Below are 17,772 nucleotides of genomic sequence, written 5' to 3'. Positions count from 1 at the left end.
CGTGCTGTCGCGGCCGATCCGTTAAGCATTCCCGCGATTTACCATGAATTCTTCAGACGGCGACGTTGAGTCTTAACAAAAGGTAAACTACACAAATCGCGCGGCGGACGGTGAAACAAGCGTGGTTTGGAGTGGCGCATGTTGCGTGTCCGTGATGGGTTCGAGCAGGCTTCCGCCTGCGGCGGGCAAGCTGTTGTCGCGGCATTCCGCCAGTCGCATCCCGCCGCCCCCCTGCCCGCGCACAAGCCGTCGCGGAGCCGGCGTCTCATCGCGATGACCGCCGCCGGCCTCGCGCTCGGCGCCGGCGGCGCGATCCTGACGGCGTCCCTGGTCCAGGCCGAGGACGATGCCGGCATCCGCTCTTTCTTCATCGAGGAAGCCGCCCGCAAGGCCCAGCGCCAGGCCGATGCCTCGCCGCAGGCGAACGCCTATGCGCCGACCGGCAATGGCTGGCGCCTGCCCCTGTTCCGGAGTGGCGCGGATGGACGGCTCGCGCAGCCCGTGCTCGACCTCAATCCGTTTCGCCGCAATGCCCGCAAGGTCGCGCAGCGGCCGAACAAACCCGCCCCCAAAATCACCCGGACCGACACGCTGTCGGCCACGGCGAGGACCGCCCAGACGATCTGCGTCCGGCTTTGCGACGGCTTCCACGCGCCGATCGGCCATCTGCGCGCCTCGTCCGACCTGAAGGCGCATCAGGCGCTCTGCGAGGCGATGAACCCCGGCCTGCCGGTCAAGGTCTTCACCGTCGCTGCCGGGGCCGCCTCCATCGACAATGCCGTCGCGGCCGATGGCCAGCGCTACGGCGCCCTGCCGACCGCCTACAGGCACGAGACATCCGCCAACCCCGCCTGCCGCCCCGCGATCGTGCAGGCTGGCGAGCAGCGCGTCTCGCTGCTGCGCGATATCACCTTGCGGCCCGGCGACAGTGTCGTGCTGGACGGCAAGGTCTCGACCTTCACGGGCGGATCGAGCTGGCCCTATAGCCGCCGCGATTTCCGCGATTTCCGCTCGGCCTCCGAACTCACCAAGGCCCAGCGCCGCCAGATCGACGAGCAGGTCGGCATCTCGCGGATGGAGGCGGAGGCGCGCAGCCTGCGCCGGCAGATGCGGGTTCGCGAAGCCAGCCTCGAGGGCGATACGGTGATGAGCGACGCCGTCCTGCGCGGATCGCTCGATTCCGACACGCGCGGCGCGGTGCGGATGATTCCAATTTCACAATAACGGCAGCGCGGCTCGTTCGACGAAAGCCGTACGACTAGCAGCGCCGGAAATTCGCGAAGCTTTTCCGTGCGATGCTCGCCTTCTTAGAACCAGTCAAAATAAGAACCACTCTAGAAACCGTATAAGACATTGATTTTAAAAGACTATCCTGTTGACGGAGACGTCGCGGGGCCTTTATCCCTCGCCCAACGCAGCGACTTGCCCAACCGAGGGAACACAAGAATGATCGGAAAGAAGCATCTTGGCCTGCTGGCCCTGTCGTCCTGCCTGCTCGGGGCGCCGGCCTTCGCCCAGAGCGTCAATCTCTACACGACGCGCGAGCCCGCCCTCCTCAACCCGGTGCTGGAAGCCTTCACCGCCGATACCGGCATCAAGGTCAACGCGGTCTTCCTGAAGGACGGCTTGCAGGAGCGCATCCGCGCCGAGGGCGCCAACAGCCCGGCCGATCTGATGCTCCTCGTCGATGTCGGCGAGATCAACGCCGCCGTCGATGCCGGCATCACCCAGCCGCTCAAATCGACGACCATCGAGAAGGTCGTGCCGGCGCAGCTTCGCCCCGACGACAACTGGGTCACGCTGACCAAGCGCGCGCGCATCGTCGTCGCCTCGAAGGAGCGCGTGGCGCAGGACGCCATCACCTATGAGGAGCTGGCGGATCCGAAGTGGAAGGGCAAGTTCTGCATCCGCGCCGGCCAGCACCCCTACAACAACGCCTTCTTCGCCGCCTATGTCGCCCATAACGGCCCGGACAAGGCCGAGGGCTATCTGAAGGCCCTGCGCGCCAACGCGGCCCGCAAGCCCGGCGGCGGCGACCGCGACGTCGCCCGCGACATCCAGTCCGGCCTCTGCGACGTCGCCATCATCAACACCTACTATATCGGCCTGATGAGCCAGGCGAAGAACGAGCAGAAGGGCTGGTTCGACGCGATCAAGCCGCTCAAGACCACCTTCGCCAATGGCGGCACGCATGTGAACGTCTCGGCCGTCGCTCTGGCGAAGAACGCGCCGAACAAGGACAACGCCGTGAAGCTCGTCGACTACATGCTCGGCGAGAAGGCCCAGGCCCTCTATGCCAACGGCAATTTCGAGTTCCCGGTCAACGCCGCCGTCACCGACAGCGCCGCCGTGAAGCTGCTCGGCCCGGTCACGCCGGACAAGCTGCCGCTCTCGGAGGTCGCCAAGCAGCGCAAATCCGCGGCCGATCTCGTCGACAAGGTCGGTTTCGACAGTTGAGCCCGGGCACGACGCTCGCGCTTTCGCGGCGGCCGCCATTCGCTTGGCGGCCGTCGACGCGTTTTGCCTTCGTCTCGCTTCTCGGCGCGGCGCTCGTGCTGATGCCGCTGGCGGCGCTGGTCGCGACCGCCCTGTCCTCGCGCGAGGCGGCGGAGATCTGGCCGCATCTTGCCGCCAATGTGCTGCCGGCCGCGCTCGGCCAGACCGCGCTGCTGCTCGCCGGCGTCGGGATCCTGTGCGCCGTGATCGGCACGGGCACCGCCTGGCTGGTGACCCAGTACGAGTTCCCCGGCCGGCGCTCGCTCGAATGGCTGCTCGCCTTGCCGCTGGCGCTGCCGACCTACATCACCGCCTATATCTACGTCGAATTCCTCGGCTTCAACGGCCCGCTGCAAGCCGCGCTGCGCGCCCTGACGGGCTGGCGCTCGCTGCGCGACTACTGGTTTCCGGACCCGCGCAACCTGGCCGGCGCGGTCGTCATCATGGCGCTCGTGCTCTACCCTTATGTCTATCTGAGCACCCGCGCGCTCTTCGGCATCCAGGGCGCCTCCATCGTCGAGGCCGCCCGCACGCTCGGCGCCGGCCGGGCGAGGCTGTTCTGGCGCATCGGCCTGCCGCTTGCGCGGCCGGCGCTGGCGGCCGGGCTCACCCTCGTCCTGCTCGAGACGCTGAACGACATCGGCGCGACCGAATATCTCGGCGTCCGCTCGCTGACGCTCTCGATCTACACGACCTGGCTCAATCGCGGCTCGCTGGCGGGCGCCGCCCAGATCGCCTGCGTCATGCTGCTCGTCGTCTTCGCCCTGATCGCCGTCGAGGCGAAGCTGCGCGGCCAGCGTCGCTTCGCCCTCTCCGCGCGCCAGCCGCGCGCGCTTGCCCGCAAGCGGCTGCATGGCCGCGACGCCCTATTGGCCGTGCTGGCCTGCGCGCTGCCGGTGCTGTTCGGCGCGGCGCTGCCGATCGGATATCTGCTGGTCGAGGTGCTGCAGCGTGACCTGTCGAGCCAGCTCGACACCGGCCTCCTGCGCCTGCTCGGCAACGCGCTGCTGCTTGCGGGCACCGCGGCGCTGCTGGTCGTCGGGCTCGGGATCGGGATCGTCACGGCCGGGCGGCGTGGCCGCGAAGCCTGGCTGAAGCCGCTCGCGCGCCTTGCCGCCCTGGGCTATGCGGTGCCGGGCACGGTGCTGGCGCTCGGCCTGCTGGTGCCGCTCGCCGGCTTCGACAATGCCATCGCCAACGCGTCGCGGCAGTTTCTCGGGCTGAATCCCGGGCTGATCCTGATCGGCTCGGGCGCGGCGCTCGTCATCGCCTATGTCGTGCGCTTCCTCGCCATCGGCATCTCCGGCGTGGAGAGCGGGCTCGCCCGCGTCTCGCCGCGCATCGACGATGCGGCGCGCGGACTCGGTGCCGGCGGTGCGGAAATCCTGCAGCGCCTGCACTGGCCCCTCGCCCGCCCCGCCATTGCCGCGGCCGCCCTGCTCGTCTTCGTCGACGGGCTCAAGGAACTCCCCGCGACGCTGCTGCTGCGGCCGCTCAACCTCGACACGCTGGCGACGGTCGTCTATGGGCACGCCTCCCGCGGCGTCTTCGAGGAAGGCGCGCTCGCGGCTTTGCTCATCATCCTCGCCGGCCTCTATCCCGCCATGATTCTGGCGAGAACCGGTGCAAATCAAAGGGGATAGCCGGCTCTGCCGGCTCGACAAGCGGCATCGATCGGCCTAAACCCTGTGCCGCCAGGGGGCTGGCTGACTTTCGGCCCGTACCGATTCGGAAGTCCATGACCAGACGCGCCGCGTTTCTCGCCTTCAGCCTCGTTGTCGCGATCGGCCTGCTCGGAGTGCAGTCCTGGAACCTCGCGCTCGGCCGGGTCGAGCGGCGCGCCATCGTGGCGATCGAGGAGCGAACCGGCTTCGTCGTCAGATCGCTCGAGCGTGCCGAGATCGCCTTCCTGCCGCTGCCGCGCATCAGCCTGTCCAAAGTGGTCTTCTCACAGCGTGACGGCACCGTCGCCGGCGAGGCCCTCCGGGTCAGGGGCTATTTGCGCCTGCTGCCGCTGCTCACGGGCCGGCTCAGCTTCGACCGCGTCGATCTCCTCGCGCCGCAGATCGACGTCGCCGTGGCGGCCGAGAGCGACGGGCTGACCGACTGGCTGGCCCCGCCTTTGGCCGAGCTGGAGAAGCTGCGGAGCCAGGGCCGCATCGTCATCCGCTCCGGCTCCGTGTTCCTGCGCAGCGGCACCGCGATCCAGAGCATCGTGCGCGACGTCAACCTGGTCATCGACGAGCGCGAGCAGAACGAGCCCTTCAGCCTCGCCGGCTCGTTCAAATGGCGGGGGGTGCCGACCGATGTCAGCCTTCTCTGGCCGGTCGTCGGCGGCAGCGCCAAGGCCGCCCTCTCCGCCGCCTCGCCCCTGCTGAAGCTGCGCTTCGAGGGCACGCGCTCCGGCCCCGGCGAGCCGGTCGTGACGGGCATGCTCGCCCTCTCCACGCCTTCCGTCCCCGGCCTGCTCGACTGGTTCGGCGAGAAGTCGCGGCTGTCGGCCGCGCTCGGCGCCCTGACGCTCAATGCCGACCTTCAATTGAAACCGCGGGAGGCCTCGTTCAACAATGCCGTGGCAAGCCTCGACGGCGACCGCCTCGACGGCGTCGTGAAGCTGACGGATGTCGACGGCCGCTTCGCGCTGTCGGGCACGCTGGCCGGCGCCAGCCTCGACCTGGGGCGCCTGATCGACCGGCTGCCGCTGCCTGCGATCGATGCCCGCGACACCAGCCCGTTCAATCTCGACGGCTGGACGGGACGCGACATCGACCTGCGGATCTCGGTCGATGCCGCCCGGCTGAACGGCGCCCGCCTTGCCGATGTCGCGACCTATGTCCTGGTCAAGAAGGGCCGCTTCGAGACCGGCCTCCTGCGCGCCTCGGCCTATGGCGGCACGGTCAAAGGCCGCCTCCTCGCGGTGAGCGCACCGACCGGCGTGGATGTGAAGGTCCAGGCGGGGGTCGACAAGGTCGATTTCGGCCGCGCCGCGGCGGATGTGCCCCGGCTGGCGCGGCTCACCGGCACCGGCGGCTTCCAGCTTGCTCTGGACGGCGCAGGCCGGACCTTCGACGAGTTGCTCGGCTCGATGACCGGGCGCGCCGGCATCAACCTGAAGCAGGGCGAGATCGGCGGCGTCGCCCTCTCCGAGCTCCTGCGCCGGGCGGAGCGAAACCCGTCGCTTCTCCTGCGCGACTGGCGCCAGGGCAAGACGCCTTTCGACACGCTGGCCGCCAATGCCGGCATCGCCAACGGGCTGCTCGTGCTGACCGATGCGCAAGTGAGCGGATCGAATTATCGGCTCAATCTCTCCGGCAATGCCTCGCTGCGCTCGCGCCTGCTCGACATGCGCGCCACGCTCGCCTCGCTCAACGGCTCGCTCAGGCTGCCGCTCCTCCTCACCGGCCCCGTCGACGCCCCCGATCTCGATCTGGAGAGCGAGGCCTTCCTCAGCCCGACCGGCAGCACCGGCACCGCGGCGGTTCCGGCCTTGCTCGGGCGCTGATCGTTTCGGGGCCTCGCGCCATTCCGCCTCGCGTCGCATCGTCTTCACGCGAACCGGTATCCGCTTCGCCCGAAAAGGCTCTCGCTTTCCCCTCCCGCGAAAATCCGGTCTGATGCCGCGTGGCCTCACGAAGGCCGCGGGAGGTGGAGGGAACGACATGCGGATAGGGATCACGGGCGCGCTTGCGCTCGCAGCGATGATGGTGACGGGAATGGCCGGGGCTCAGGAGACGATCGTCGAGAAGAAGGTCTTCGAGCTGCCGAGCTTCACGACCCAATCGGGACGCACGCTGAAGCAGGTCCGCGTCGGCTGGGAGAGCTACGGCACGCTCAATGCCGACAAATCCAACGCCGTGCTGATCTGCCACTTCTTCTCCGGCAACTCGCACGCCGCCGGCAAATACGACGCCGCGGACGCCGCGCCGGGCTATTGGGACGCGATCATCGGCCCCGGCAAGGCCATCGACACCAACACATATTTCGTCATCGCTTCCGACACGCTGGTCAACCTCAACACCGGCGACCCGAAGACGACGACCACCGGCCCGGCCTCCATCGACCCGGATACCGGCAAGCCTTACGGCCTCGATTTCCCGATCGTCGGCGTCCGCGACTTCGTCGAGGTCCAGAAGGCGCTGGTCGAGAGCCTCGGCATCAAGAAGCTCGCCCTCGTCGCCGGCCCCTCGATGGGTTCGCTCCAGACCTTCGAATGGGCGGCGAGCCATCCCGAGATGGTCGCCAAGGCGATGCCGGTGATCGGCGCGGCCGAGGCCGACGCGATGCTGATCGGCTGGCTCGACGTCTGGGCGGCGCCGATCCTGGCCGACTCCAACTGGAACAATGGCGACTATTACGGCAAGGCCCCGCCGCTCGCCGGGCTCGCCAAGGCGCTGACGGCGGTGACGCTCCATGCCAACCATCAGGACTGGGCCAACGCCACCTTCGGCCGCCGCCCGGCCAAGGAAGGCGAGAATCCGGGCAAGACGCTCGCCGACAAGTTCCAGGTCCAGAGCGTGCTCGACAATGCCGGCATGGCCCGCGCCAAGCTCTCCGACGCCAACCACTTCCTCTATCTGGTCAAGGCGAACCAGCTCTTCACCACCGGCGGCATCTCGCTGGCCGACGGCATGGCCAAGATCAGGGCGCCGATGCTCTACATCACCCAGCCGAAGGACCTCGTCTTCACGCCGGATGCGGTGGAGCGCACGCTGAAGGCCGCGAAGGATGCCGGGCGCGACATCACCCATGTCACCATCGACGGCGTTCGCGGCCATCTCGACGGCGTCATCTCGATGAAGCAGGCGGAAGGCGCGATCCGGGCCTTCCTGGAGAAGTAGGTTCGCTTGACGCGAAACACGCCGTCATTCCGGGCTTGATCCGGAATCCATCGGAGAGCGCTCAAGCCCTGTGATGGATTCCGGACCGGCGCCGCCAAAGGCGGCTTGTCCGGAATGACCACTCGCCTCCGGGCTCAGGCGGCCGGCAAACGCTTGCGCACGATCCCGGCGTGGAAGCGCGCGCCATGGAGCAGTCCCGCATCGTCGAAATCGTAATGCGGGTTGTGAAGCGGCGCGCTGTCGCCATTGCCGAGGAAGACGAAGCAGCCCGGCACATGGTCGAGAAAGCGGGCGAAATCCTCCGATCCGGTGAAGGGCTCGGACACGACCGAGGCATTCTCCGCACCGAGCAGGCTCCTCGCCACGCCGAGGGCTTCCTCCGTCAGCGCCGGATCGTTCAGGAGCGGCACGAATTCGCGCGTATAGGTCACCGCGTGCTCGACATTGTAGGCCCGCGAAATCCCGTCCGCGATCACGCGCATCTGCGCCTCGATATCGGCGCTGACGGCGGGGCTGAAGCTGCGGGCATCGCCGAGGATGCGCGCTTCCCCCGGCAAGGCGTTGCGCGTTCCGTCGGTGATCAGCTCCGTCACCGAGACGACGGCGATATCCGTCGGGCTCAGGCGGCGCGAAACGATGGTCTGCAGGCTCGTGACGAGGGCGCAGGCGGCGACGAGCGTCTCATTGCCGGCATGGGGACGCGCGGCGTGGCCGCCGACGCCGCGCAGGACGATCTCGAAATTATCCTCCGCCGACATGATCGCGCCGGGGCGGGTCTGGAAGCGGCCGACGCCCAGGCCCGGCGCATTGTGCAGCCCGTAGATCTCCGTGAAGGGAAAGCGTTCCATCACGCCGTCATCGAGCATGGCCAGGGCTCCGCGCCCCCATTCCTCGGCCGGCTGGAAGATGAAGCGCACCGTGCCGTCGAAGCCACCTTCGCCCGCCAGCAGCTTCGCGGCGCCGAGCAGCATCGCGGTATGGCCGTCATGGCCGCAGGCATGCATGACGCCGGGATTGCGCGAGCGATACGGTGCCTCGCTTTGCTCGGGGATGCGCAAGGCGTCCATATCGGCCCGGAGCGCGATCGCCCGGTTGCCGCTTCCGCGCTTCAGGGTTCCGACGACCCCCGTGCCGCCGACGCCGGCAACGACCTCGTCGAGGCCGAACTCGCGCAGTTTGGCGGCGACGAAGGCGCCGGTGCGCTGCTCCTCGAAACCGAATTCCGGGTGAGCGTGCAGGTCGCGCCGCCAGGCGGTCATCTCCTGCACCAGATGGTCGAGATCGATCGTCACGGCTTGTCCCTCGCTCCAGGCGGTGCGCTTCGGTCGCGCGCCGGGACGATAGCCCAGCGCCCGCGAGAGAGGCGCTGCAATTGCCCCTTCGATCTGCAAGGTTTTTTCTCGGCCGGTTATGGTTGCAAGGGCGCCTCCGGCCGCTCATCCATCCGGTGGACGATCCGGTCGATCAGCCCCCATTCCAGCCCCTCCTCCGCGGTCATGAAGCGGTCGCGGTCGAGCGTGCGCTCCACCTCCTCGTAGCTGCGCCCGCAATGCTCGGCATAGAGGCGCGTGAGGCGGCGCTTGGTCTGCTGGATCTCCTCGGCATGGATCAGGAAATCCGAGGCCTGCCCCTGGAAACCACCGAGCGGCTGGTGGACATGCAGGCTGGCATTGGGCAAGGCGGCGCGCTCGCCGGGCTCGCCCGCCATCAGCAGGAAGGAGCCCATCGAGCGGGCCGTGCCCATGCACAGCGTATGCACGGGCGCGCGGATGTAGCGCATCGTGTCGTACATCGCGAAGCCGCTGGTCACGACGCCGCCCGGCGAGTTGATGTAGAGATGGATCGGCCGCTTCGGGTTTTCCGCCTCCAGGAACAGGAGCTGCGCGCAGACTAGCGCGCTCATGGCGTCGTTGACCTCGCCGTTGACGAAGACGATCCGCTCGCGCAGCAGCCGGGAATAGATGTCGAAAGAGCGCTCCCCGCGGCTCGATTGCTCGACGACCATAGGGACGAGTTGCATCGCTTCGCGCATCGGCGAACTCCAAAGGCTCGAAGTTGGATCGGAGGGTGGCGGGCGTCAGGCCGCGCGCAGCATCGGCGGCGCGTTGCCGTTGGCCGCCCGCGGGATCTGGCGGGTGCCGCGATCCGCAAGCTCGTGGATCACATGCAGGCGGGTTCCGCCGGCCGCGTCGAAGGCGACCCGGAACGTGACGACGCTTTCCAGGAAGGGCGGCTCGTCCTCGCGCATGCGATAGGAGATCGCCTCCCCCGGCGCGAGCACGGTCGGCTGCGGATCGGCCAGCGCCGCGCCCGGAAGCCAGGCTTCCCGGAGGGCCGGAATGCTGATCGCGCGCCAGACCTTCTCCGGCGGCTCGTCGAGCCGATATTCCAGGACGAGAGCGCCGGAGGGCCCTTCCAGATCATCTGCGCTCATTGGTCCATCTCCTTGAGCAAGCCCTTGAGAGCCTCGATGCGCTGCGGCCAGTAGGCGCGATACTTCGCCAGCCATTGCGCGATCAGCGCAAGACCCTCGGGATCGACCTCGTAATTGACGAAGCGGCCCTGCCGCTCCTCGCGAACGAGCCCGGCACCGCGCAGGACCGAAAGATGCTGCGACATCGCCGGCTGGCTGATGGCGATGCCCTCGCGCAAGGCGCTGGCGTTCATGCCGCCCGCCGCCAGCTTCTCGAAGATCGCGCGCCGCGTCGGGTCGGCCAGCGCCTTGAAGATCTCGTTCTCGATCATGCCATCACATAAGCACGTACTTATATGATTCGCAACGGGTCATGGAGAACGCCCGCGCCGAAAGCCCCGTCCAGGCTCGGCCTGCGGGGTTTTCCGTCTGGCTCCCGAGGGGATGCGCGGGGTCCGGGCGGCGCGCGATCCTGAGCCGCGTGCCGAATGTCGATGTCGAATGTCGAAGTCGATGCGGCGCCGACCGGCCCCGCCCGAACCCCGCGCGCGGTTCTCTTGATGGCTCCCGCCCGCCTCAAGCGCTCACCGGGCCTGCCTGTTCGGCCCGGCGGCGAGGGGAACCTCCGGGCTCGGCCATCCGCATGATGGCGCAAGCCCGAACACCGCATCCCGCCCGGCCGCACGATGCCTCGCGACAGCCCCCTTGGTCGGGCGGGATGGCTGGGAGGATAGGCGTGAGCTAGGCGGCGGGGATAAGTTCGGGCGGCCTGTAGATGGCGGCTGTTCGGCTATCGGTGGTTGCGGACGGACCTGAATTCTTTCAGTTCGTGCCCCTTCCAACTCCGCCTGTGACATGCACGATCATGCAGGAACACACTAGCTAGGCGATGACTTAATGATCAGGCTGTTCAGCGCGCTTGCCGTTTGGTTCCTGCTGGCAAAGCCCGTCGCAGTCCAGACGCTGGATGCCGCCGATCCGTTTCGCGTTCTGCATGCAAAATTCATCACAGTTACAACGCATCTCGGCGATGGTCGGATCAAAGACCAGAAAGGCGTGCGCTTCGTCATTCAATCAGATTGGGAACATTCCGAGGCTGACAGGACGGCCTTTGTCGATTTGATCATCGCCGATCCGAGCAAATTCACGAGCGACACCGTCATCATCAAGCTAATGTCGGACGCCGATATGCTATTGCTGGTGGCTGACTTTTACAAAAGCAGTCGAGACGGTACCGTCCAGAAGCTCATGTATTTCAAGGACACCAGAAGGCATGGGTGGGAGCGTCTAATCCTGGATCAGAAAGCTGACTAGCCGACACCAACCGCCCCTACCCCGCCATCGCCGCCTTCACACCGTCGATCACGAACTGCACGGCCAGCGCCGCGAGGATCACGCCGAGCAGGCGCGTCAGCACGACATTGCCGGTGATGCCGAGCAGCTTCGAGATCGAACTGGCCGCGAGGAACACCGCCAGACAGCACAGAATCACCAGCCCGCAGATCACCGCCAGGGTAATCAGCAGCACCGCGTCGCCATGAGCCCGGCCCGCCAGCAGGATCGTCGCGGTGAGCGCGCCCGGCCCGGCCATCAGCGGGATCGCCAGCGGGAAGGCCGCGACGTTGCGGATGTGGTCCTTGGTGATCGCCGTCTCGGCCGTCTGCTGCTTGCGCTCGGTGCGGCGCTCGAACACCATCTCGAAGGCGATCCAGAACAGCAGCAAACCGCCGGCGATGCGGAAGGCCGGCAGCGACACGCCGAGCGCCTTGAGCACGACGTCCCCCGCCACGCCGAAGAAGCCGATGATGCAGAAGGCGATGATCGAGGCGCGCACCGCCACCTGGCGCCGCTCCGCCGCCGACATGCCGCGCGTCAGCGACAGGAAGATCGGGGCGAGACCCGGCGGATCGAGCGTCACCAGCATGGTGACGAGCGCGGCGGTGGCGAATTCGGTGAACATGGCGGCGACTTGACCACGAGTTTCGGCCCGCGTCATCCGTGAACAAAGGCGGGATTGTGGCAGGTCGCGCCAGACGCCCGAAAAACAAGCCATAACAATATGAAATCATTCATGAAATTTTTGCTTGGACAGCGTCGGCTTTTGCTGGCGCCAAGGCGCGGAATCGGGTAGCCAGAAGCCTGAAAACGACTGGAAATCGGGATATTCCCTCTTGAGCGACGACAACGACGACAAGCGCGACGACGCCCCGGGTTTCGGCGGCGACATCAAGCCGATCGCGATCACCGACGAGATGAAGAAGAGCTATCTCGATTACGCCATGAGCGTGATCGTGAGCCGCGCTCTGCCCGATGTCCGCGACGGCCTGAAGCCCGTTCATCGCCGCATCCTGTTCTCGATGCACGAGAACAAGAACCTGCCGGACCGCCCCTACACCAAATGCGCCCGCATCGTCGGCGACACGATGGGTAAATACCATCCGCACGGCAACCTCGCGGTCTATGACGCGCTGGTGCGCATGGCGCAGGACTTCTCGCTGCGCCTGCCGCTGATCGACGGCCAGGGCAATTTCGGCTCGATGGACGGCGACAGCCCGGCCGCCGACCGTTACACCGAGGCGCGCCTCGACAAGGCGGCGATGCCGCTGCTGGAAGACCTCGACCTCGACACCGTCAGCTTCCAGCCGAACTATGACGGCAAGGAACATGAGCCGACCGTCCTGCCGGCGCGCTATCCCAACCTGCTCGTCAACGGCGCCGGCGGCATCGCGGTCGGCATGGCGACCAACATCCCGCCGCATAACCTCGGCGAGGTCATCGATGCCTGCGTCGCCTATATCAACGACCCCGAGATCTCGATCGACGACCTGATCGAGATCGTTCCCGGCCCGGACTTCCCGACCGGCGCCTCGATCATGGGCCGCAGCGGCATCCATTCCGCCTACCACACCGGTCGCGGCTCGATCGTGATGCGCTCGAAGACGCATATCGAGGAGCTGCGCAAGGAGCGCGAGGCGATCATCGTCACCGAGATTCCCTATCAGGTGAACAAGGCGACGATGGTCGAGAAGATCGCCGATCTCGTGCGCGAGAAGCGCATCGAGGGCATCTCGGACCTGCGCGACGAGTCGAGCCGCGAGGGCGTGCGCGTCGTCATCGAGGTCAAGCGCGACGCCGTCGCCGACGTCGTGCTGAACCAGCTCTACCGCTTCACCCCGCTGCAGACCTCCTTCGGCGCCAATATGGTGGCGCTGAACGGTGGCCGCCCGGAGGTGCTCAACCTCAAGGACTTCATCTCGGCCTTCGTCGAGTTCCGCGAGGAGGTCGTCTCCCGGCGCACGCGCTTCCTGCTCAACAAGGCCCGCGAGCGTGCCCATGTGCTCTGCGGCCTCGCCACCGCCGTCGCGAACATCGACGAGGTCATCCGCCTGATCCGCACCGCGCCGACCCCGGCCGCGGCGCATGAATCGCTGATGGCGCGCGACTGGCCGGCCGAAGACATCGCCCCGCTGATCGCGCTGGTCGACGATCCCCGCCACCCGATGAACCCGGATGGCACCTATCGCCTCTCCGATGCGCAGGCCAAGGCGATCCTCGAATTGCGCCTCGCCCGCCTGACCGCTCTGGGCCGCGACGAGATCGGCGACGAGCTGGAAAAGCTCGCCAAGGAGATCGCGGATTATCTCGACATCCTGCGCTCGCGCGCCCGCATCCAGGAGATCGTCAAAACCGAGCTCGCCGAGGTGAGGGCCGCCTTCGCCACGCCGCGGCGCACCACCATCGAGGATTGGGGCTCCGACCTCGACGACGAGGACCTGATCGCCCGCGAGGACATGGTCGTCACCGTCTCGCATGGCGGCTACATCAAGCGCGTGCCGCTTTCGACCTACCGGGCGCAGCGGCGCGGCGGCAAGGGCCGCTCCGGCATGGCGACCAAGGACGAGGATTTCGTCGCGCGGCTGTTCGTGGCCAACACGCATACGCCGGTGCTGTTCTTCTCCTCCGAAGGCCAGGTCTACAAGGAGAAGGTCTGGCGGCTGCCGCTCTCGGCGCCGAACGCCCGCGGCAAGGCGCTGGTCAACATGCTGCCGATCGAGGCCGGCGAGCGCATCACCACGATCATGCCGCTGCCGGAGGACGAGGCGAGCTGGGAGACGCTCGATGTGATGTTCGCCACCGCCTCGGGCGGGGTGCGCCGCAACAAGCTCTCCGACTTCGTCAACGTCAATCGCGCCGGCAAGATCGCGATGAAGCTCGACGAGGGCGACCACATCGTCGACGTGCAGATCTGCACCGAGAACGACGACGTGCTGCTGACCACGGCCAACGGCCAGTGCATCCGCTTCGCGGTGCCGGAGGTGCGCGTCTTCAAGGGCCGCGACTCGACCGGCGTGCGCGGCATCAACCTGGCCAAGGACGACGAGGTCATCTCGCTGGCGATCCTGCGCCATCTCGACGCCACGCCGGACGAGCGCGCCGCCTATCTCAAGCGCGCCGCGGCCAACCGCCGTGCCCTCAACGGGGAAGCCGACGAGGCGACGGAGGCCGTTCCGGTGGCCGAGGCCGATGCCGAGGAGAGCGCCTCGGGCGATATCGAGCTCGGGCAGGAGAAATACGCCGCCATGGGCGCGGCCGAGCAGTTCATCCTGACGATCTCGGAGAGGGGCTACGGCAAGCGCACCTCCTCCTTCGAGTACCGGGTGACCGGGCGCGGCGGCAAGGGCATCGTCGCCATGGTCGTCAACGACCGCAACGGCAAGCTCGTCGCCTCCTTCCCGGCGGTGGACTCAGACCAGCTCATGCTCGTCACCGATGGCGGCCAGCTGATCCGCGTGCCGGTCGATGCCGGCCCGGACAACCGCATCCGCATCGCCGGCCGTTCGACGCAGGGCGTGACGGTGTTCAACACCGCCAAGGACGAGAAGGTCGTCTCGGTCGAGTGCATCAACGACGATGGCGAGAGCGAAGGCGACGAGGAAACCGGTGACGAAGCGCCGGGCGCGGAGCCGACGGAAGGCTGAGAGATCAGCCTTCTATGGAAACATCTGCAAGTGCTGTCTGATGTTTCCATCTCTCGCGCATGTTATCCCGGGCGACCGAAGGGAGACCCGGGAGCCATGCCCGAACGTTCTTCGGCACCGCTCCGGCATGGATCCGGGATCGGCGCGGCTGCGCCGCTTGCCCGGGATGACGCGCCCCCGCCGGCAGCTCCATACCGAGCAGAGCCGCGAACGCGTTTGACTCGCCGAGCGCCCCGCGCTCCCATCCCTGGATGAAAGCCCGTTCCGTCCCCGTGCGCACGCCTGCCATCACGCCGGACATCATGCTGCGCGCCTATGCGGCCGGCATCTTCCCGATGGCCGAGACCGCCGACGATCCGGGCCTGTTCTGGGTCGAGCCGGAATGGCGTGGCGTCATCCCGCTCGACGGCTTCCACCTCTCCGCGCGGCTGGCGCGCACCGTGCGCTCCGACCGCTTCGAGATCCGCGTCGACAGCGATTTCGCGGCGGTGATCGCCGCCTGCGCCGAGGCATTGCCGGACCGGCCGGAGACCTGGATCAACGGGCGCATCCGCGAGATCTTCGGCGCGCTCTTCTCCCTCGGTCATGCCCACACGGTCGAATGCTGGCGCGAGGGCCGGCTCGTCGGCGGGCTTTACGGGCTGTCGATCGGTGCCGCCTTCTTCGGCGAGAGCATGTTCCACCGCGAGACCGACGCCTCCAAGGTGGCGCTCGTCCATCTCGTCGCGCGGCTGCGCCATGGCGGCTACCGCTTGCTCGACACCCAGTTCCAGACCGGCCACCTCGCCCAGTTCGGCACCATCGAGATTCCGCGGGATGCCTATCGGCTCAGGCTCGAGGAGGCCTTGCAGCAGCGCGGCAACTGGTTCGCCTGGCCGGCTGCGGCGCAGATCAGGGGAGCGGACGCGCTGGCCGTGCTGCGCGGCTGATCAGTCCGGCCGGCGCGGATCGAGCCGCTCCGCCAGCCAGACGATGACGATGGCGACGCTGACGCCCCAGCCGACCTCGAAGACGCGGGACAGCATCATCACCTGCGCGGTCGTGCCGGGATGCGGAACGAGCAGGATGATGGTGGCCGTGATGCCGGCGAGGCGTGCCGCCGTCGCGACATTGAGCAGCCAGGCCGCCAGCACCGAAAGCCCGGCCGCAATGGCATAGCTGACGATGTGCTGCCCGGTCGTGAGGACCACCGCGACGCCGATCACGCCACCGATGGCCGCGCCGACGAACTGGTCGCGGGCTGTCGTGCGCGTCGCGCCGAATTCGCTCTGGACGACAGCCATGGCGGTGATCGCGGCCCAGAAGCCTTCGCGCAGCCCCAGCGCCTGCGTCGGCAGATAGGCGGCGAGCGCCCCGACCGTCGACATCAGCGCGTGCTCGAGACCGTCCGCGAGGCGCCGCCTGACCGGGAGGCGCTTGCGCAGCTCGGCCAGATATCCGCGCAGGCGCCGGATGCGCCTGCTCTCGCGCCCCGCTCCCTTGTCGGCAGGCGCGGGCTCCACGGCTCAGCCGCCGCCGGTGGGATCGCGGCCGGGGACGGGATTGGTCGGGAAGAAGCGCTGGCTCGGCCGCTGCGGCTGCACGGGCACGCCGCGCGGCGGCTCGACATCGATGCGGCCGCCGCCCGGCGGCGGCTGGTTGACGTCGCGCGGCGGGGTCGTGCGCGGCTTGCGCTGGTCGTCCGTCGGCGGAGGCGGCTCGGGCTCCTTCGGATCGACGATCACCTCGGTCCCGCCTTTACAGTCCGTCAGCCACACGTCGTAGATCGCGTGCTCGACGCCGTGCAGGCCGGGGCTGTCGGCGAACATCCAGCCGGAGAAGATGCGGCGGTATTCGTTGTTGAAGGTGACTTCGTCGACCTCGACGAAGGCATCGGTGCGCGGCGCCTCGGTCGGCGGGCGCGTCCAGCAGACGCGCGGCGTGATCTGGAGGGCGCCGAACTGCACCGTCTCGTTGATCGAGACCTCGAAGGAGATGATGCGGCCGGTGATCTTGTCGAGGCCGGCGAAAATCGCCGTCGGGTTCTTGATGCGGTCGGCCAGCGCCGGGCCGGCGGCAACCGTCATCGTCAGAGCGCTCGCGGCGAGACCAGCCAGAATCGGGAAACGGGACAAGGACGGCATGCTGGCGCGAATCTCTCCGGCATCGCGGACATGGCGCGACGAGGCGCAGTAACACGGCGAAGGCAGCGGAAAAAGGGCGTTGCATCGGAAACCGCGCCGCCGCCCCACGCCGCCGCGCAGAAGAACCATCATGCGCGCCGGGAAGGAAGCATGCGCCCATCAAAAAGGCCGCCCCGGCAGGAGCGGCCCGATAGCGGGAGCCTCAGCGCCTCAGCGACCCGGCGTCCAGGCCTCGTAATCCCCGGTCGCGGCCGGGCGCTCGCCCTCGGCCAGCGTCGAGCCCTGGGGCCGATAGGCCAGCGCCGTGCCGGTCCAGTTCTGCTGATGCGGCTCTTGCCACTCGCGCGGCTGGTAGCTCTCCTCGGAGGGAGCGACATCGACCGTGTGATGCAGCCAGCCATTCCAGCCGGCGGGGATGTTCGACGCCTCGATCGGGCCGTTATAGACCACCCAGCGGCGCTGGAAGCCGAGCGCCTTGTCCTTCACCCCACCCTTGGTGCGGTAATAGACATTGCCGAATTCGTCCTCGCCCACCCTCTCGCCGAAGCGCCAGGTGTGGAAGCGCGTGCCGATCGTCTGGCCGTTCCACCAGGTGAAGATCTGCAGCAGCCAGTTCTTCATCGTCCTCAGTCCATGCACTCGCGCGCTCGCAAATGCGTGCGCGTCTGTCGCGGACTTATGGCGGCAGCGCCCGCCCCTGTCCAGTCCGCAGCGACGTGGCCGCCCCGCGTGACAGCATCGAAGATCACGATCAGCGTCTCGCGCTGGCCCGGCTTCAGCGTCTAGCGCCTGAGCTCGAAAACGGGGGCGACGGCAGAATCGGCGCCGGCGTTCGGGATCGGTCGGTTCTTTGCAGCCCAGCCTGGACAAAGCGGTGGCGCAATCAGCGCCAGCCGACGCCTGATTCTGTCAGCCCCCGCCGG

General features: G+C 67.7%; 16 protein-coding genes. 8 read left to right on the top strand and 8 right to left on the bottom strand.

All coding sequences use genetic code 11. The annotated features are described in order from the left end of the window. The first annotated feature begins 138 nt into the window (after positions 1-138). The 5 genes from GGC47_RS19810 (at position 139) to GGC47_RS19790 (ending at position 7,334) form a co-directional block, all read left to right on the top strand. Entirely contained in the window at positions 139-1,224 is a 1,086-nt protein-coding gene (locus tag GGC47_RS19810; RefSeq protein ID WP_429068637.1) for a DUF2865 domain-containing protein, read from the top strand. 222 nt (positions 1,225-1,446) lie between these two features. Next, positions 1,447-2,457 carry an extracellular solute-binding protein gene (locus GGC47_RS19805; protein WP_038368487.1) on the top strand — a complete coding sequence of 337 codons (1,011 nt, stop codon included), beginning with the start codon at positions 1,447-1,449 and terminating at the stop codon, positions 2,455-2,457. Further along, positions 2,454-4,139, top strand: coding sequence for an ABC transporter permease (locus GGC47_RS19800; RefSeq protein WP_370954084.1), 1,686 nt, complete (start codon positions 2,454-2,456; stop codon positions 4,137-4,139). The genes GGC47_RS19805 and GGC47_RS19800 overlap by 4 nt, the downstream gene beginning before the upstream one ends. A 95-nt stretch (positions 4,140-4,234) precedes the next feature. Next, entirely contained in the window at positions 4,235-5,998 is a 1,764-nt protein-coding gene (locus GGC47_RS19795) for an AsmA family protein (RefSeq protein WP_142020582.1), read from the top strand. 157 nt (positions 5,999-6,155) lie between these two features. Continuing rightward, entirely contained in the window at positions 6,156-7,334 is a 1,179-nt protein-coding gene (locus tag GGC47_RS19790; RefSeq protein ID WP_112761780.1) for an E22 family MetX-like putative esterase, read from the top strand. 134 nt (positions 7,335-7,468) lie between these two features. Here GGC47_RS19790 and GGC47_RS19785 read toward each other — a convergent pair whose 3' ends face one another. The 4 genes from GGC47_RS19785 to GGC47_RS19770 form a co-directional block, all read right to left on the bottom strand. Beyond that, positions 7,469-8,626 (bottom strand): M20 aminoacylase family protein, encoded by a 1,158-nt coding sequence (locus GGC47_RS19785; RefSeq protein WP_185747848.1) that lies wholly within the window; start codon positions 8,624-8,626, stop codon positions 7,469-7,471. Between the two features lie 116 nt (positions 8,627-8,742). Then, positions 8,743-9,366, bottom strand: coding sequence for an ATP-dependent Clp protease proteolytic subunit (locus tag GGC47_RS19780; RefSeq protein WP_113255037.1), 624 nt, complete (start codon positions 9,364-9,366; stop codon positions 8,743-8,745). A gap of 45 nt (positions 9,367-9,411) precedes the next feature. Further along, on the bottom strand, positions 9,412-9,768 hold the full coding sequence (locus GGC47_RS19775) for an SRPBCC family protein (RefSeq protein ID WP_038368496.1): 357 nt from the start codon (positions 9,766-9,768) through the stop codon (positions 9,412-9,414). Beyond that, positions 9,765-10,079, bottom strand: a complete 315-nt coding sequence (locus tag GGC47_RS19770; RefSeq protein ID WP_038368499.1) for an ArsR/SmtB family transcription factor — start codon at positions 10,077-10,079, stop codon at positions 9,765-9,767. The genes GGC47_RS19775 and GGC47_RS19770 overlap by 4 nt, the downstream gene beginning before the upstream one ends. 565 nt (positions 10,080-10,644) lie before the next feature. On the opposite strand from GGC47_RS19770, the gene GGC47_RS19765 reads away from it, so the two are divergent. Continuing rightward, positions 10,645-11,061, top strand: a complete 417-nt coding sequence (locus GGC47_RS19765) for a hypothetical protein (protein WP_142020581.1) — start codon at positions 10,645-10,647, stop codon at positions 11,059-11,061. Between the two features lie 16 nt (positions 11,062-11,077). Here GGC47_RS19765 and GGC47_RS19760 read toward each other — a convergent pair whose 3' ends face one another. Next, positions 11,078-11,707 carry a MarC family protein gene (locus GGC47_RS19760; RefSeq protein WP_142020580.1) on the bottom strand — a complete coding sequence of 210 codons (630 nt, stop codon included), beginning with the start codon at positions 11,705-11,707 and terminating at the stop codon, positions 11,078-11,080. A gap of 211 nt (positions 11,708-11,918) precedes the next feature. Between GGC47_RS19760 and gyrA the strand changes: the two genes are divergently transcribed. Together gyrA and aat are read left to right on the top strand one after the other, a co-directional pair. Further along, positions 11,919-14,726 (top strand): DNA gyrase subunit A, encoded by a 2,808-nt coding sequence (gyrA, locus tag GGC47_RS19755; RefSeq protein WP_038368504.1) that lies wholly within the window; start codon positions 11,919-11,921, stop codon positions 14,724-14,726. Between the two features lie 251 nt (positions 14,727-14,977). Beyond that, positions 14,978-15,655, top strand: a complete 678-nt coding sequence (gene aat, locus GGC47_RS19750; protein WP_142020579.1) for a leucyl/phenylalanyl-tRNA--protein transferase — start codon at positions 14,978-14,980, stop codon at positions 15,653-15,655. Here the strand turns inward: aat and GGC47_RS19745 are convergent, their stop codons facing one another. The 3 genes from GGC47_RS19745 to GGC47_RS19735 all read right to left on the bottom strand — a co-directional run bounded on the left by GGC47_RS19745 (position 15,656) and on the right by GGC47_RS19735 (position 17,470). Next, entirely contained in the window at positions 15,656-16,228 is a 573-nt protein-coding gene (locus GGC47_RS19745; RefSeq protein WP_142020578.1) for an FUSC family protein, read from the bottom strand. It lies immediately after the preceding gene. A gap of 3 nt (positions 16,229-16,231) precedes the next feature. Further along, positions 16,232-16,792, bottom strand: coding sequence for a DUF2155 domain-containing protein (locus tag GGC47_RS19740; RefSeq protein ID WP_112762327.1), 561 nt, complete (start codon positions 16,790-16,792; stop codon positions 16,232-16,234). A gap of 267 nt (positions 16,793-17,059) precedes the next feature. Then, entirely contained in the window at positions 17,060-17,470 is a 411-nt protein-coding gene (locus GGC47_RS19735; RefSeq protein ID WP_112761776.1) for an NADH:ubiquinone oxidoreductase subunit NDUFA12, read from the bottom strand. Positions 17,471-17,772 lie beyond the last annotated feature (302 nt).

Source organism: Allobosea sp. OAE752 (assembly GCF_050433265.1).
Lineage (GTDB): Bacteria > Pseudomonadota > Alphaproteobacteria > Rhizobiales > Beijerinckiaceae > Allobosea > Allobosea spartocytisi.
The sequence above is the reverse complement of the archived record's forward strand: the minus strand, read 5'-3'. Positions and strand labels throughout refer to the sequence as shown.